General features: G+C 70.8%; 13 protein-coding genes. 3 read left to right on the top strand and 10 right to left on the bottom strand.

Features of this window, described 5'->3' with window-relative positions:
- Positions 1-182: 182 nt before the first annotated feature.
- Positions 183-1,988, bottom strand: a complete 1,806-nt coding sequence (locus OG286_RS23675; RefSeq protein WP_405360154.1) for a hypothetical protein — start codon at positions 1,986-1,988, stop codon at positions 183-185.
- A gap of 645 nt (positions 1,989-2,633) precedes the next feature.
- Here OG286_RS23675 and OG286_RS23670 point away from each other — a divergent pair.
- Complete coding sequence (locus OG286_RS23670) at positions 2,634-4,484, top strand: hypothetical protein (RefSeq protein WP_405365772.1); 1,851 nt, start codon at positions 2,634-2,636, stop codon at positions 4,482-4,484.
- A gap of 111 nt (positions 4,485-4,595) precedes the next feature.
- Here the strand turns inward: OG286_RS23670 and OG286_RS23665 are convergent, their stop codons facing one another.
- The 6 genes from OG286_RS23665 to rfbB form a co-directional block, all read right to left on the bottom strand.
- Positions 4,596-5,504, bottom strand: a complete 909-nt coding sequence (locus OG286_RS23665) for a glycosyltransferase family 2 protein (protein WP_396321464.1) — start codon at positions 5,502-5,504, stop codon at positions 4,596-4,598.
- Between the two features lie 5 nt (positions 5,505-5,509).
- Positions 5,510-5,908 carry a DUF2304 domain-containing protein gene (locus OG286_RS23660; protein ID WP_396321465.1) on the bottom strand — a complete coding sequence of 133 codons (399 nt, stop codon included), beginning with the start codon at positions 5,906-5,908 and terminating at the stop codon, positions 5,510-5,512.
- The gene (locus OG286_RS23655) at positions 5,905-6,594 is read right to left on the bottom strand and encodes a glycosyltransferase family 2 protein (RefSeq protein WP_209414059.1); all 690 of its coding nucleotides are present in this window, start codon (positions 6,592-6,594) and stop codon (positions 5,905-5,907) included. Before OG286_RS23655 ends, OG286_RS23660 begins: the two co-directional genes overlap by 4 nt.
- A gap of 68 nt (positions 6,595-6,662) precedes the next feature.
- Positions 6,663-8,000: a lipopolysaccharide biosynthesis protein gene (locus OG286_RS23650; RefSeq protein WP_405365771.1), complete on the bottom strand. Its 1,338-nt coding sequence runs from the start codon at positions 7,998-8,000 to the stop codon at positions 6,663-6,665.
- Entirely contained in the window at positions 7,997-8,932 is a 936-nt protein-coding gene (rfbD, locus tag OG286_RS23645) for a dTDP-4-dehydrorhamnose reductase (RefSeq protein ID WP_396321467.1), read from the bottom strand. Before rfbD ends, OG286_RS23650 begins: the two co-directional genes overlap by 4 nt.
- Positions 8,929-9,906, bottom strand: a complete 978-nt coding sequence (rfbB, locus tag OG286_RS23640; RefSeq protein WP_396321468.1) for a dTDP-glucose 4,6-dehydratase — start codon at positions 9,904-9,906, stop codon at positions 8,929-8,931. Before rfbB ends, rfbD begins: the two co-directional genes overlap by 4 nt.
- Before the next feature lie 83 nt (positions 9,907-9,989).
- Here rfbB and rfbA point away from each other — a divergent pair, with 83 nt between their 5' ends.
- Both rfbA and rfbC read left to right on the top strand, forming a co-directional pair.
- Positions 9,990-10,865 (top strand): glucose-1-phosphate thymidylyltransferase RfbA, encoded by an 876-nt coding sequence (gene rfbA / locus OG286_RS23635; protein WP_396321469.1) that lies wholly within the window; start codon positions 9,990-9,992, stop codon positions 10,863-10,865.
- The gene (gene rfbC, locus OG286_RS23630) at positions 10,862-11,470 is read left to right on the top strand and encodes a dTDP-4-dehydrorhamnose 3,5-epimerase (protein WP_396321470.1); all 609 of its coding nucleotides are present in this window, start codon (positions 10,862-10,864) and stop codon (positions 11,468-11,470) included. The genes rfbA and rfbC overlap by 4 nt, the downstream gene beginning before the upstream one ends.
- An 84-nt stretch (positions 11,471-11,554) precedes the next feature.
- Here the strand turns inward: rfbC and OG286_RS23625 are convergent, their stop codons facing one another.
- The 3 genes from OG286_RS23625 to OG286_RS23615 all read right to left on the bottom strand — a co-directional run bounded on the left by OG286_RS23625 (position 11,555) and on the right by OG286_RS23615 (position 15,209).
- Complete coding sequence (locus OG286_RS23625; RefSeq protein ID WP_405365770.1) at positions 11,555-11,989, bottom strand: GtrA family protein; 435 nt, start codon at positions 11,987-11,989, stop codon at positions 11,555-11,557.
- Positions 11,989-12,945, bottom strand: coding sequence for a glycosyltransferase family 2 protein (locus OG286_RS23620; RefSeq protein ID WP_405365769.1), 957 nt, complete (start codon positions 12,943-12,945; stop codon positions 11,989-11,991). The genes OG286_RS23625 and OG286_RS23620 overlap by 1 nt, the downstream gene beginning before the upstream one ends.
- A 227-nt stretch (positions 12,946-13,172) precedes the next feature.
- On the bottom strand, positions 13,173-15,209 hold the full coding sequence (locus OG286_RS23615; RefSeq protein WP_396321473.1) for a hypothetical protein: 2,037 nt from the start codon (positions 15,207-15,209) through the stop codon (positions 13,173-13,175).
- Positions 15,210-15,324 lie beyond the last annotated feature (115 nt).

Here is a 15,324-nt window from a genome sequence, read left to right as displayed (position 1 = left end):
ACACATGAACGGCCATCACGGGAACGACGAGTACTTGGGACTCGCTTCCAGTCCTCCCGGCGGGAGGCGCGCAGCATCGGCACTCAACCGAGCAACTTGGACATACTGCCACATGGAGCAGCAACAAAGCCAATCGGGGCCGGTGAGGTCTCCCTCACCGGCCCCGGTCCCGCACGTGCGGACTACTTCTTCTGTTCCTTCAGCCAGGGGGCCTCCCGGCCGCAGACCGCCGGCCAGTCCTCGGTGCTCACGTTGGCGCACCAGATGAAGCCCTTGTCCGTCTCCGGCTTCCAGTCCTTCGTGATGATGTCCGCGCACTTCGCCACCGGGGAGAACTTCGGGCAGGTGCCGTCCTTCTTCTTGATGGTGTGAGCCCGCCAGGCGTCCAGGCCCATGCTGTTGGTGGACTCCGCCTGCGGCATGTAGCGGTCCACCGACCAGGAGGCGCCCATCGTCGCGAACAGCGCCATCGCGCAGATCAGGCCGGCGGCCAGCTGCCGGGTGACCCGGACCGGGATGGCCGGCCCCTCGGCGGTGCGGCCGCTGGAGCGCAGAGTCCGCTCCAGCCAGCCGGCGCCGCGCTCCAGGCCGGTCATCAGGCCCACCACGGCGAGGATCAGCAGGCAGTACATGATGATCCAGGTGGTCCGCGGGTACAGCTGGATCATCTGCGAGTGCGCCATGTGCGAGGCGAACCAGAACCGCAGCAGCCAGGCACCGGCCAGCACCGCCGCCGCCACCCGGACCACCATGCTGCGCAGGCCCAGGCCCACCCCGATGCCGACCGCCGCGATCAGCATGATCGCGAAGCCGGTCTGGCCGGCCAGCTCGCCCGACTGCGGCCAGTTGTGGTAGGTCAGCTGGCCGTTGCGGTCCGACATCCAGCCGAGCACGTACGCCGGGTCGACGTAGTTGACGATGTAGGCGTACCGGTCCGGGGTGTCGGCGCCGAGCTTCACGATCTGGTACAGCAGCGGGGAGCCGATGGCCCCGGCGGTCACCACGGTCGTGGCCAGGAACACCAGGCCCCGGCGGACGGTCTGCCGGCCGCGCCGCCACGGGAAGACGAAGAGGGTCAGCAGGAACACGCCCGGCGCCGACCACAGGTACCAGCCCGAGTACCAGAGGAAGAGCACACCGAAGACGATGCCGAAGCCCGCGCCGCGCAGCAGCAGCGACCGGGTCGACTGCTCCCCCGCCCGGCGCAGCTCGCGCAGGCAGGCCGCCAGCAGCGGCAGCAGGACGATCATCGTCACGTGGCTGTACGGGCGGATCGGGTCCAGGAACACCAGCGCGGACGGAACGGCGATGGCCAGCGCCCAGAACGGCCGCAGCATGAGCCGCCAGGCCAGGTAGCTCATCGGTCCGACCAGGGCGCTGCAGACGATCTGCAGGTCGTGCAGGGCGAAGCCGGCGCCGCCGACCCCGCCGTAACGGATCTCCGACCAGAGCGCCACCGCGGCCGGGAAGAGCGGCGGGTAGACGCCGGAGATGCCCTTGTCGTGCATCATCGACGTCGCCATGTCGACGAGCACGCTCGGGTCGCCCTCCTGGCCGCCGAGAGGCCAGGGGGTGCCGCGCAGGGCGACGACCACGCCGCCGGCGACGACGCCGGTCGCCAGGCCCGCCAGGGCCGCGCAGACCAGCCGCTGGACCAGCGCGTGCCGGCGCAGTCCGCCCCGATAGGCGGTGTAGACCAGCACCCCCAGAATCGGCAGGCCGACCATCGCCGCGTACTGCTGGATCTTGGCCAGGCCGCTGACCTGTCCGATCCGGTTCATCGGGTTCACGCTGATGTGCCGGCAGAGAAGGGTGAAGCCCAGGGCCACCACCACGCTGACCAGGACCTCACCGGCCACCAGCACCCAGCGGCGATCGATCCACCGGTCGCCGGGCGAGCCGGCCGCCGCGCCGTCGGAGCGGGTCGTGCCGCTCCCGTCGGGGGAAAGCTCCGATCCGCTGGGCCGGTCGGTTGCCAGATCGGTCATGTCGCTTCACTTCCATAGGGCTGCGGACGTCTGCTGAGCGGTGCCGGGCGGGGTTCGGCCCCTGTGGACAGTACCGCCCGGTGAAAGCGCGCCGGGACACCCCTACCGGAACCGGCGCCCCGGGTGCTTCGGCCGGCGGGGGCGGAACACTCCGGAGCCGGGGCCGGTGGGCGTATCGCACAGGTATACCCCACCTGCCAGCGAAAAGCATATACAGTTCACCGTCATATCGAGCGGGCGGCGGGGCCTCATCACGGCCGGGCCGCACCACGGGCCCGGGCGGCTACGACGCGGCCGGGCCCGACCCGCGGGAGAAGTCGGTACGGATTGTGGACATGCCACCACCATCCCTCCGGATCGCCACCGAAGTCTGCCATGCACCCCTGGCCCGGGCCAGCGTGATCAAGCGGCCGTCAGGCCGCGTTCTGCGCAGAAATCGCGTGCCGGACAGGGGCCCTGACGGCTTTCCGCCAGTTTGCGCGCACTTTGCCATCGGCCGGTCGTGGATCGCCCGCCCAGCAGCCGAACCGGCGAGAGGGGGCGTGATCACCCCCTGGCAGAATCAATCGAGCAAGTGAGCCCAGCCCCGGAGCTCCTGTCAGTCCGTCTCCAATCGGACCCACCCCGGCCACTAAGGACCCAGCAGTGACGAGCCTCCAGACCGCGTCCGTCGCGGCCGATCACCAGCGGAGCCACCTGCTGCACAGGGGCGGGGCGCGAAACGGGTGCGTCGGCGTCCGTCTCCTGGTAGCCGAGAGCCTGGTCGCCGTCGCGGCGTCACTGCTGATCACCTACCTCGCCCGGTTCATCGAACTGGACCCGATGTCCCGGATCGGGCAGGTCAGCGGCCTCGCCGCACTGCAGCTCCAGCTGCTGGTGCTGCTCGGCGTCATCCTGCTGGTCTGCATCCCGGCCATGCGCCGGTGGCCCGAAGCGCCGCTGCGGTTCGCGGCGGCGGGCGTCGCCGGGCTCGCATCCGGCGTCACCGCGTCCGGCATCTCGCTCGCGCTGCGCGACACCACCTGGCCGCTCAACGGACAGGGCGGTGACGCGGGCGCGCTGCAGGCCTGGGCCGGCGCCCTGATGGACGGCAAGCCGCTCGACGGCGCCTACCCCCCGATGTTCCCGCACCTGGTGGCCTGGACGGCCGAGTACTTCACCGGCGGCGACGTCGGCCACGCCATGAAGCTGGTCTGCCTCCTCTTCACGGCCCTGCTCGGCCCGGTCGCCTACCTGTCCTGGCGGCTGTTGCTCCCGCCGCTGTGGGCGCTGGGCATCGGCGTCACCGCGTCGCTGCCGATGATGCAGCCCTACAAGCCGTACACCAACCTCGTCCTGGTCGCCCTCGTACCGCTGCTCGGCAAGCTGATACAGGTGCTCCAGCGTTCCGCCGAACTCCCGCGCAGGCGCGCCGCGTTCCAGGGCGGCGCGCTGGGCCTGGCGATCGGCCTGCTGTTCATCCTCTACTCGGGCTGGTTCGTCTGGTCCGCGCTCGGCATCGTCGTGCTGACGGGCGCGGTGGTGCTCCGGGTCCGGCGGGACGCCGGGACCCAGGCTCTGGTGACGGCGGGCACCACCATCCTCACCACCTCCGCGGTCTTCCTCGCGGTCGCGGGCACCTATCTGGTGCGCCTGCTCTCCTCGGCCGGCTCGACCGTCGACCGGTACTGCTACTTCGACACCTACGTCGAACCCACCTACTTCGCCATGTGGCGCGACGACCTTCCGGGCTCGGAAGCCTGGAGCACCTGGCCGCTGCCGGGCGAGCTCGGCGGGGTCGGGCTCTTCTCGATCGTCCTGCTCGCCGGCCTCGGCATCGCCCTGGCCCTCGGCATCGACCGCCCGTCGGTCCTCGTCACCGCCGCGTGCGCAGCCAGTGCCCTGGTCATGCGCTACTGGTTCGCCTCCCACATGGAGCGGGACCAGGCGGTCATGCTGTACCCGCGCACCAGCGCCCAGCTGCTCCACTGCACGCTCCTGCTCACCGGCCTCGCCTGTTACCTGGCCACCCGCCGGTGGGGGGCCGGCCGCGACCGGGCCGCGCCGGCCGGTCCGGCCCGGGTGCTCCCCCGGTTCACCCCGCGCGCGGTCGCCCTCGGCGCGCTCTGCGGCCTCGGCCTGCTGTTCGGGATGGCCGGCTCGGCCACCGTCGACAAGTTCATGCCGAACCACCGGGGCGGCGAGTCGGCCACCGTCGACACGGCCGTGCCGCACCCCCAGGGCGGCGACCCGGCCACCGTCGACAAGTCCGCGCCGAACCAGCAGGGCAGCTCTCCCAGCGACCTCGCCTGGTACGCCCAGACCACCGCCAGCCCCGACGGACACTGCTCGAAGTACGCCCCGAACAACCACTGCCAGAAGCCGGTCGACCTCTCCTCCCAGCTCGACAGCCCGCCCGACCAGGGCACGCTGGGCTGCCCCACGTCCAACCCCTTCCCGGCCCGGCCCAAGGCCGCCGGCGTGGTCGGCACCGTGATGACCCTGCTGGCCGACTGACCCGCCACCCGGGAACGCGAAGAGCCCGGCCCCGCTGCCTGAGCAGCGGGGCCGGGCTCTTCTCCGTTCGTCGCCCTGCTCCGGAGGCCGGAGCAGCAGTTCGGTCCCCGGTCAGCCCTCGTGGCGCTGGCCGCCGGTGAAGGCGTGCCGCGCCAGGACCTTCACGCCGGCGCTCTGGCCCCGGCGCAGGGCGCCCGGGAGCATCGTGATGGCGTGGAAGCGCGAGGCACTGCGCACCCGGGCCGCACGCGCCGCCTTGGGCCAGCCACGGGCGTCCATCCGCTCGGCCACCGCGTTGAAGTAGCGCTCCGCCTCGGTGAAGCGGGTACCGGAGAAGGCCTGCACCGACGACTCGCTGACCGCGTGCCGGCGGTACTGGAAGACGGTGGTGGTGTTGTCCACCATCATCGACTCGCCGCGCTCCAGCAGGTCGACCACCAGCGCCAGGTCCTGGATCACCGAGTACTCGTCACGGAAGTTGACCGCGCGCAGGGCCTCGCCCCGCCAGCAGATCGACGGGAAGTACAGCCAGTTGCCGCGCAGCACGCTGGCCGCCAGCTCCTCGCCGCCCATCAGGCGCCGGCCTTTGACGTTCGGGGCGTACAGCTTCCCCTTCACGTTGTCGGCCAGGCCGTACGTGACCACACCGTCGCCGTCGATCACCTCGACGCCCGGCTGCACCATGCCCAGGTCCGGGTTGTCCTTGAGGATCGCCCGGACGGTCTCCAGGTAGTGCGGGTGCAGCAGGTCGTCGCAGCCCATGATGACCACGTGGTCGGCCGTGGAGAGCTCCACGCACTTCTGGAAGTTCTTGGTGATCCCGAGGTTCTGCTCGTTGCGCAGGTACCGCACCCGGTCGTCACCGAGCCCGGCGAACCAGCCCGGGACGTCCGGCTCCTTGCCGTCGTCGACGACGGTGAGCCGGAGGTCCGGGTCGCTCTGGCCCAGGATGCTGCGTACCGCGGCCTGCATCAGGGCCACGTCGCCGTAGTACGGCAGCATGAACTCGAAGGTGGCCATGACGGTCAGACTCCGCTGCGGTCGGCCGGGGCCGAGACCGGGAGGTCCAGGTCGAACCGCTCCTCGTTCAGCCGGGCGCCCTCGTTGATCGCCACGGTGCGGGCGAGGTCGGTGAGCTTCTTCTCCAACGAGCGGAAACGCAGGAAGGTGTTCAGCGTCAGGAAGCCCATGGCCAGGACCATCACGTACAGCACCAGGTCGGTGCCGCGGCCGACGCCCATCTTGTGCGCGATCCAGGTCACGTCGCCGGGGCGCAGGATCGCGTAGATGTTCGCGATCACGAAGACGGAGAAGGCGATGCGCTTCCAGGCCCGGGTGTTCGCTGCGTCCCAGCGCCGGATGAACATGAACGCAAGGGAGACCGCGCCCAAGATCAGAACCAGCTGGATCCAGAAGTAGTTCATCGGCGGCCACGCTCCCGAAGCGAAATGTCGAAGATGATGTTGACGCCGTTGATCAGGGACTGACCCTTGGCGCGTGAGTAGTCGGTGTAGAGAATGTCGACCGGGAGCTCCGCCACCCGGAGGTCGGCTCCGGCCAGGAAGCTGACGATCTCCGAGGCGTGGGCCATGCCGTTCATGGTGATCCGCAGCCGGCTGGCCGCCTCACGGTTGAGGACCCGCAGGCCGTTGTGCGAGTCGGTGAGCTTGAGCTTGCGCGCGGTGGGGCTGACCGTCGCGGCGGTTCGCAGGACGACCCGCTTGATCCACGGCACCTGGCCGTTCTGCTCGATGAAGCGCGAGCCGAGGACCACGTCGGCCTCGCCCGCACGGAGCACCGCGACCATCTTCTCGACGTCGGCGGTCTGGTGCTGGCCGTCCGCGTCGAAGGTCGCGAAGTACTTGGCGTCGGGCTGGGCGAGCGCGTAGGCGAGGCCGGTCTGCAGCGCCGCGCCCTGGCCGAGGTTGACCGGGTGCCGCACCAGGTGCGCACCGGTGGTCATGATGTGCTTGGCGGAGTCGTCCGCACTGCCGTCATCGACCACAACGATGTTGGGGAACGTCTTGCGCGCTCCCTCCACAACGTCAGCGATCACCTGGCCTTCGTTGTAGGCCGGGATCACCAGCCAGACATCGTCGTACTGGGACACGGGGGCTCCATGTTCGGGGTGTCGCCCGCGCTCGTGCGCGGCAATCTGTATATCGGGGGCCGATGCGGTCATTCGCCGACCACCCCGGCACTCAGGGTAGGCATAGCCTGACCCGACGTGCTCTGCGCGGAACCGGCCTGGCTCGCCGTCGAACCGGGGAAGCTGCGCCTGAGCGCCGCCAGCATACCGAGCACGGTGGCCACCGATCCGGCCGCGTAGGCCAGGATCACGCGGGTGGACACCTCGCCCGGCAGGAAGGTGACCCCGGCGAGGACCACGGTGCCGACCGCCCAGCAGAGCAGCTGGAGGTTGTGCCGTCTGAATACCATCAGCGCCTGGCCGAGCACCATCGCGAACATGTACGCCACGGTTCCGGCGGACATCCAGAAGAAGTCGAGGCAGCCGAGCACCGGCTTGGCGCCGAACAGCACCTGGATCAGCCAGGGGCCGAGAGCCACCGCCGGGATCCCGCCGAGCAGGCCCAGCAAGCCGACCACGGCGCCGATCCGGCGGAGCATGCCGGTGAAGGCCGCGCGGTCGCCGACCGCGATCGCCGCGGACAGCCCGTTGAGCAGCGAGGCCTGCAGCGAGCCGAACACGAACAGCGGGACCCGGGCCAGCACCAGCGCGTTGAGCAGCGCCGCGATCAGGGCCGAGTCCGACGGGGCGAGCAGCTTGGTGCTCACCACGGCGGCGTTCACCACGACCTGGGAGAGCAGGGTCGAGCAGATCAGCAGGCCGAGCCCGGAGCAGAGCTCGGACCAGGGGATCCGGGGCCCGGGCTTGACCACCCGCAGCAGCGCGGGCAGCGTCACCAGGGTGGCGGCGATCGGCGCGGCGGCGAGGATCAGACTGAACGCCAGGGCGGAGTGCACGCCGGCGAGGCCGCAGGCGAAGGCGAGCCCGATCCGCAGACCGCCGTCGATACCGAGCTGGGTGCCGTAGGCGCCGAAGCGGCCGAGGCCGGCCAGCACGCCGCGGGTGAGGTAGCAGACCGCCATGCCGGCGAACGCTCCGCCCAGCGCGAGCACCAGCGAGCGGTCGCCGTGGAACATCACGTCGGCGATCTTCCCGGAGCCGGCGCCCAGCGCGAGCAGGACGGTGCCGAGGATCGCCCCCGTCAGCAGGGTGGCCCGGCGCAGGACCGGCGTGGCGCCGTGGCCGAGGGCGGCCCGGGCCGCGACGATCCGGGTGAGCTCCTGCTCGATCGGGAAGAACACGCCGATACCGACGGACATCACGATCGTCCAGAGCAGTGAGACGTTCGCCATGTCGTCGACCGACAGGCTGTGGCCCGCCACACCGAGGTGGATGTACGAGGCGGCGCCGAGCACGACGGTGCCGCCGGCCACCGCCAGGGTTCCCGGCGGTAGCGCGGCGGCCACCTTCGTCAGCGGATTCTTCACTGAGATCTGTCGCTCTCGGTCGTCCGGGCCGCGGTGGCCAGTTCGGTGAAGACGGGCGTGCCGAGCGCCTCGGCGAGTTGTTCACGCCAGTCGGGCAGCGGGCTCAGGCCCGCGGCCGCCCAGCGCTCGTGGCCCAGCACGCTGAACGCGGGCCGGACGGCCGGGGTGACGAAGGCCGCGGAGGTGGTCGGGCGGATCCGCTCCGGGTCCAGCCCGCTCAGCCGGTACGTCTCGCGGGCCAGCCCGAACCAGGTGGTCCGGCCGCTGCCGGTGCCGTGGTAGACCCCGGCCGGGGCCTGTCCGGCGAGCGCGGCCAGGCCGAGCGCGACGAGGTGCCGCGCGAGGGCGAACGACCAGGTCGGCTGGCCCTGCTGGTCCTCGACCACGTCGAGGGTGTCGCGCTGGGTGGCGAGCCTGAGCATGGTGGCGACGAAGTTCTTGCCGTGCTCGCCGTACAGCCAGGCGGTGCGCACGACGTAGCCGTGCTCCGGGAGGAGCTCGGCCACGGCCTGCTCCCCCACCAGCTTGCTGCGACCGTAGGCGTTGACCGGGCCGGTCGGCGCGGTCTCGGCGTACGGCTCGGTGGCGTCGCCGGGCAGGACGTAGTCGGTGGAGACGTGCAGCAGCCGGGCACCGGTCTTGGCGCAGGCGGCGGCCAGGTGGCGCACGCCGGTTCCGTTGACGGCGGTGGCGGCCTCCTCGGCGCTCTCGGCGCCGTCGACGTTGGTCCAGGCCGCGCAGTTGACGACGACGTCGTGGCCCTCGACGGCGGCCAGCACGGCCGCCGCGTCGGTGATGTCGAGGTCGGCCCGGCCCAGGGCGGTGACCTCGGCGGACCCGTCGGCGGCCAGGACCGCGAGCAGGTCCTGGCCGAGCATGCCGCCCGCGCCGGTGACGAGCCAGCGGACCTGGCCGGAGGCGTTGGCGGTCACTTCTCCAGAGCCGCCTTCGTCTTCAGCGGCTCCCACCAGGCGCGGTTCTCGCGGTACCAGGCGATGGTGGCGGCGAGGCCGTCCTCGAACCGAACCTGCGGCTCGTAGCCGAGCTCCTCGCGGATCTTGCTGATGTCGATCGAGTAGCGCAGGTCGTGGCCCTTGCGGTCGGCGACGTGCTCGACCATGTCCCAGCCGGCGCCGGCGGCCTCGAGCAGCAGGCCGGTGAGCTCCTTGTTGGTGGCCTCGGTGCCGCCGCCGATGTTGTAGACCTCACCGGCGCGGCCGCCGCGCATGACCAGCTCGATGCCCCGGCAGTGGTCCGAGACGTGCAGCCAGTCGCGGACGTTGCCGCCGTCGCCGTACAGCGGCACCTTCTTGCCGTCGATCAGGTTGGTGGTGAACAGCGGGATGACCTTCTCCGGGAACTGGTAGTGCCCGTAGTTGTTGGAGCAGCGGGTCACCACGACGTCCATGCCGTGCGTGCGGTGGTATGCCAGCGCCAGCAGGTCCGAGGAGGCCTTGGAGGCCGAGTACGGGGAGTTCGGCACCAGCGGCCACTCCTCCGTCCAGGAGCCCTCGTTGATCGAGCCGTACACCTCGTCGGTGGAGATGTGCACGAAGCGGCCGACGCCGTGCTTGCGGGCGGCGTCCAGCAGGACCTGGGTGCCGACGACGTTGGTCAGCACGAAGGGGCCGGCACCCGCGATCGAGCGGTCCACGTGGGACTCGGCCGCGAAGTGGACGACGACGTCATGGCCGGGCATGACCTGGTCGACGGCGTCGACGTCGCAGATGTCACCCCGGACGAAGGAGTAGCCGCTGTGGCCCGCCACCGGCGCCAGGTTGGCCTCGACGCCCGAGTACGTGAGCTTGTCGAAGACAGTGATCTGGTCAGTGGTGTCGGCGCCCAGGAGCTGGCGGACGAATTCAGAACCGATGAAGCCGGCACCGCCGGTCACGAGGATGCGCATAGTGCGGCGTAGTCTACCGTCGCGCCGGCGCCCCCACCGACCCGGGCCTCACCGGCCGCTCCGGACTCGAATAAGGTGCACGCATGCGTGGAATCCTTCTGGCCGGCGGCACCGGCTCGCGGCTCTGGCCGCTGACCCGGGCGGTGTCGAAGCAGCTCCTCCCGGTCTTCGACAAGCCGATGATCTACTACCCCCTCTCGACCCTTGTGATGGCGGGGATCAGCGAGATCCTGATCATCACCACCCCGAACGACAGGGAGCAGTTCGAGCGCCTGCTGGGCGACGGCTCCCAGTTCGGTCTCCGCCTGGAGTACGCCGTCCAGGAACGCCCCGAGGGCATCGCCCAGGCCTTCGTGCTGGGCGCGGACTTCATCGGCGACGAGCCCGTCGCGCTGATCCTCGGCGACAACATCTTCCACGGCAGCGGCCTCGGCACCCGGCTCGCCGAGCACACCGACGCCAAGGGCGGCCGGGTCTTCGCCTACCCGGTGGCCGACCCGACCGCGTACGGCGTGGTGGAGTTCGACGAGGACGGCCAGGCCATCTCCATCGAGGAGAAGCCGACCGAGCCCAAGTCCCGTTACGCCGTTCCCGGCCTGTACTTCTACGACAACCGCGTGGTCGAGATCGCCCGCGGCCTGAAGCCCAGCGCCCGCGGCGAGCTGGAGATCACCGCCGTCAACGAGGCCTACCTCCAGGCCGGCGACCTCCACGTGACGATCCTCGACCGGGGCACCGCCTGGCTGGACACCGGCACGTTCGTCTCGATGGTGCAGGCCTCGGAGTTCGTCCGGGTCATCGAGGAGCGCCAGGGCTTCAAGATCGGCTGCATCGAGGAGGCGGTCTGGCGGGCCGGCCTGATCGACGACGCGCAGCTGCGTGAGCTCGCCGAGCCGCTGCTCAAGAGCGGCTACGGCCAGTACCTGGTGGCACTGCTGGACGAGGAGAGCGCGCGGTGAAGTTCAACGAGCTGTCCATCGAGGGCGCCTGGGAGATCACGCCCCAGCTGCACGGCGATCCCCGTGGTCTGTTCACCGAGTGGTTCCGCTTCGACAAGCTGGCCGAGGTGGTCGGCCACCCGCTGCGGCTGGCCCAGGCCAACCTCTCGGTCTCCAGCCGCGGTGTCGTGCGCGGCATCCACTTCGCCGACGTCCCGCCCGGCCAGGCCAAGTACGTGACCTGCGTGCGCGGCGCGGTGCTGGACGTCATCGTGGACCTGCGGGTCGGGTCGCCGACCTTCGGCCGCTGGGAGGGCGTGCGGCTCGACGAGGACGAGCGCAAGGCCGTCTACATCTCCGAGGGCCTGGGCCACGGATTCTGCGCGCTCAGCGACGACGCGACGCTCAGCTACCTGTGCTCCGAGACGTTCAACCCGACCGGTGAGCACGGCGTGCACCCGCTCGACCCGGACCTCGGCATCGAGTGGCCGGCCGACGCCCCGCAGCTCTCCGCGAAGGACGCCCAGGCGCCTTCGCTGGCCGAGGCCCTGGCCGGCGGCCTGCTGCCGGACTACAAGGCCGTCAAGGAGTTCACCGCGGGCCTGAGCAAGGCCCACCAGGCCTGATCCGGGACTGCCGACAAGGGCCCGGCCGCATCGACTGCGGCCGGGCCCTTGGGCTTGGGGCCTCGGACCGGCGCCGCGGCGGGCTCAGCGGCCGCGGAACACCCAGACCTTCAGCAGCAGGAACCTGGCGACCGTGGCGAGCCCGTTGGCCACCACCAGCCCGGCCACCTCGACCGGCCGGGAGGCGTCCGGTACCAGCGCGTCGAGCAGGGCGAGCGCGCCACTGCTGAGCCCGAGCCCGATCAGGAAGGCCACCGCGCCCTGGAGCTGGTGGCGAAGGGCGCCCTCGTTGCCGGTGATCCCGAAGGTGAACCGGCGGTTGGCGGCGGTGTTGGCGATCGCGCTCACGGCGAGCGCGATCAGGTTGGCCGCCTGCGCGCCGGTGAACCAGCGCGCGGCCACGTAGAGCAGCAGGTAGAAGAGGGTGCTCAGAACGCCGATGACCAGGAAGGACGGCAGCTGGCGCCGGGTGGTCCGGCCCGCCTCGGGCGGCCGGACCGGTTCGCCGGTGAAGGTCATCAGGAGTTTCCGTCCCGTTCTTCCTCGGCCGAGTCGTAGCCGATGAAGTACGCCGGGCGGGCCTGGACGGCCGAGTAGATCCGCCCGACGTACTCGCCGAGCATGCCGACGCAGCTGAGCTGGACGGCGCCGATGAAGAGCATCCCGATGAACAGCGAGGACCAGCCGGGCACCGTGGAGCCGATCGCCCACGCGACGGTCGTGTAGATCGCCAGGCAGATGCAGACCAGGAAGCTCAGCAGCCCGAGCCAGGTGGCCAGCCGCAGCGGGGTGGCCGAGAAGTTGGTGATGCTGTCGAGGGCGAGCCGCACCATCTTGGCCAGCGGGTAGTGGGTGGCGCCGGCGACCCGCTCCTCGCGGACGTAGACCACCTCCCCGCTGGGGAAGCCCAGCCACGGCACCAGCAGCCGGTAGACCGGCTGGTGCTCGGGCAGCGCCTTCAGCGCGTCCACCGCCGCCCGGCTGAGCAGCCGGTAGTCGCCGGCCTGGCTGGGCATCCGCTTGCCGACGAGCTTGCGCATCAGCCAGTAGTAGGCGCCGGCCGTGCGCCGCTTGAAGAAGCTGTCCGTCCCGCGGTCCCCGCGCACCCCGTAGACGATGTCGAGGTTCTCCTCGCGGGCGAGCTCGAGCATCTCCGGGATCTTCTCCGGCGGGTCCTGGAGATCCGCGTCGATGCTCACCACGTAGTCGCCGAACGCCCGGTGGAGGCCGGCCTTGAGCGCGGCCTGGTGCCCGGAGTTGCGGGAGAACCGGATGATCCGGAACTCGGGCCAGTCCTGCCGGATCTTCTGCATCAGCACCGGGGTGGCGTCGGTGCTGCCGTCGTCGACACCGACCACCTCGTAGTCGACCCCGAGCCCGTCCAGGATGGGACGCAGGCGCGCAACAGTCAGCGGAAGCGCCTCCTGCTCGTTGTAGATCGGCATGACGACCGACAACTGCGGTGCCCTCGACATGAGTTGGTCCCGCTTTCCACTGGTGGGGCTGGATCACGGCCGACAATAGCAGTTGGTCGTGAGCCCCCTATGAGATCGATGAGCAGGGATTGAGGGCCCTGCGGCCCCCTCGGCGGGGCCCGTCCGCACCGGCCGGGACGACGACGGGGCGCCGCCCGTCGGACGGGCGGCGCCCCGCGCTCGCGGTCATCGGCCCGGCGCTCGCGGGCCGGGCGTCGGGCTCACTGTCAGTCCCCGGGGAAGCTGCGGTTCCACGGGTGGATCCAGTTGTTGCCGGGCTTGACCACCACGGTGATCCGCGGCGCCGAACCGGTGAGGTCCTTGCGCATCCGGTCACCGGTGGCCTGGTCGGCGACCACGACGGTCATCGGCTCGCCCAGCTTCTCGGCGGCCTTCCTCACGTGGACCAGGGCAGCCTGGTACTCCGCCTCCGGACGCTCGGCCGCGCCGATGTTGACCCAGTGGGTCTCGTACAGCGGCAGCATGTCACCGCCGCGGTCCCGCAGCAGCGTGGCGATCCAGGTCGACTTGAGGTTCTTGTAGTCGTCGTTGGAGTACAGGACCATCATCGGCCCGGAGATGCCGTCGAGGTCCTCCATGACGGTGGCACCGTCGCGGGGGCCGATGTCGCTCCAGGCATCTCCCCGGCTCCAGGCCATCAGCGAGTTGTTGTGCCAGGCCGTGGGCGCGGCCTTGAACGACTCCATGCCCCACTGGACCCCGGCGAAGAGGCTGAACGCGGTCGCCACCGAGAGCACCGAGAGGACGGCGTCGCTCACCCTGCGCCCCGGCACGCTCACCCGGGCCGGCGGCGTGGTCCGCAGCAGCGGGCCGACTGCGCCCAGCGAGACCAGGGCGATCACCACGCCGGTGCCCGCAAGCTTCTCGAAGTAGTACGACACATGGCCGATCGTGTGCATCTGCCACCAGGCGAAGCCGCCGATGACCAGGCCGGAGCCGAGCACCAGCGCCAGGTGCGCCTGGCCGGTCCCGGTCCGTCGGCTGGTCGGCGCGGCCGCGGCCAGCAGCCCCAGCAGAAGGCCTCCGACCAGGATCGTCCGGTCCGCCCCGACGCTCGGGCCGCCCAGGTTGGAGGTGCTGGCCACGTCGAGCTTGGAGAGCACGGAGACCACGCTGGGCAGGCCGGCCAGGCCCAGCGTGACCACGGCGGCCAGGCCGTAGAGCAGCCAGGCCTTGCGGCGGAACCTCCGGCGGTGGGCGACGAGGGCCGCCAGGACGGCGACGCCCGCGACGGCGCCGAAGAGGTTGTAGACGTAGGTGACGGTGATCAGGCCGAGCGCGGCGACCACCACGAACTCGGGCGTCCGCATGGCGGGCCGCACCAGGAAGGCGACGGTCACGGCCACCATCAGCAGGCCGATGATCGTCGAATCGAAGCCGTGCGTGACGAGGTCGGTGTAGTTGCTCGAGAACACCAGCGCCGCGACCGACCCGCACACCGCTGCGGTGCGCCAGCCGCGCAGTCGCGGTCCGCCGATCCAGCGGGCCGCCCACACCAGGGCCGTGCCCAGCAGGGCGTAGGCGGCCAGGACGTAGAGCAGGTAGCGGTTCATGGTGTCGAGCGTCGACCCGAGGTCCGTGGACGACCGGACCAGTGCGTCGACCCAGGCCAGCAGGAAGTGCGAACCCTGCGGGTACACCGCCTCGGCCGGCGACATCATGTACGCCTTGGCGGCCTCCTGGTGAAGGAAGTTGTAACCGCCGACGTGCTCGATCCCGACGAAGTAGGAGAAGTGGTTCAGCCGGTCCTCGGCCGTGGTCAGGAATTCGAGGCGCCAGCCCGGGCCCTTGCCGACCAGCGGACGGTGCAGGTAGTGCCAGAGCCCGAAGGTGGTGCCGAGCACCAGGAGGTCCGAGGGCCGCACCCGCAGCGACAGCCGCGGCGCCCGGCGGCTCAGCCAGCCGGTCAGCGTCACAGCGGTGAAGAGGACACCCGAGGTGGGGATCGGGGAGAGCCCCCACGGCCAGAGCGAGAACAGCAGGCCGGAGACCAGCACCCCACCGACGACGATCAGGGCCGCCGCCACCAGCCGGTCGAGCAGCACACCGCCCACCCGGATCACGCAGGCGACCGCCACCACCAGCAGCGGCAGCACCAGAATGCCCAGGCCGGTGGCGATCAGCGCGGCCGGAAGGAGCCAGGAGGCCAGCAGGCCGCCGGCCAGAACGGGGAGGCTGCGGGCCGGCTTGGCGGAGGGGTCCACGGGCCCGGACGCGCTGCCCTGTTCAGGTTGCTCGGGCAAGGGAACCGTGGCCGCCATGGTACGGAGTCTTTCCATCGAGACCCTGAGTCCCCATCCCTTTATCGGGCACACGCGGGCGCCCCTCTTTACTCCGGCTAATCCAAAAGATCATAGA

This window comes from Kitasatospora sp. NBC_00039 (assembly GCF_045160625.1).
GTDB lineage: Bacteria > Actinomycetota > Actinomycetes > Streptomycetales > Streptomycetaceae > Kitasatospora.
The sequence above is the reverse complement of the archived record's forward strand: the minus strand, read 5'-3'. Positions and strand labels throughout refer to the sequence as shown.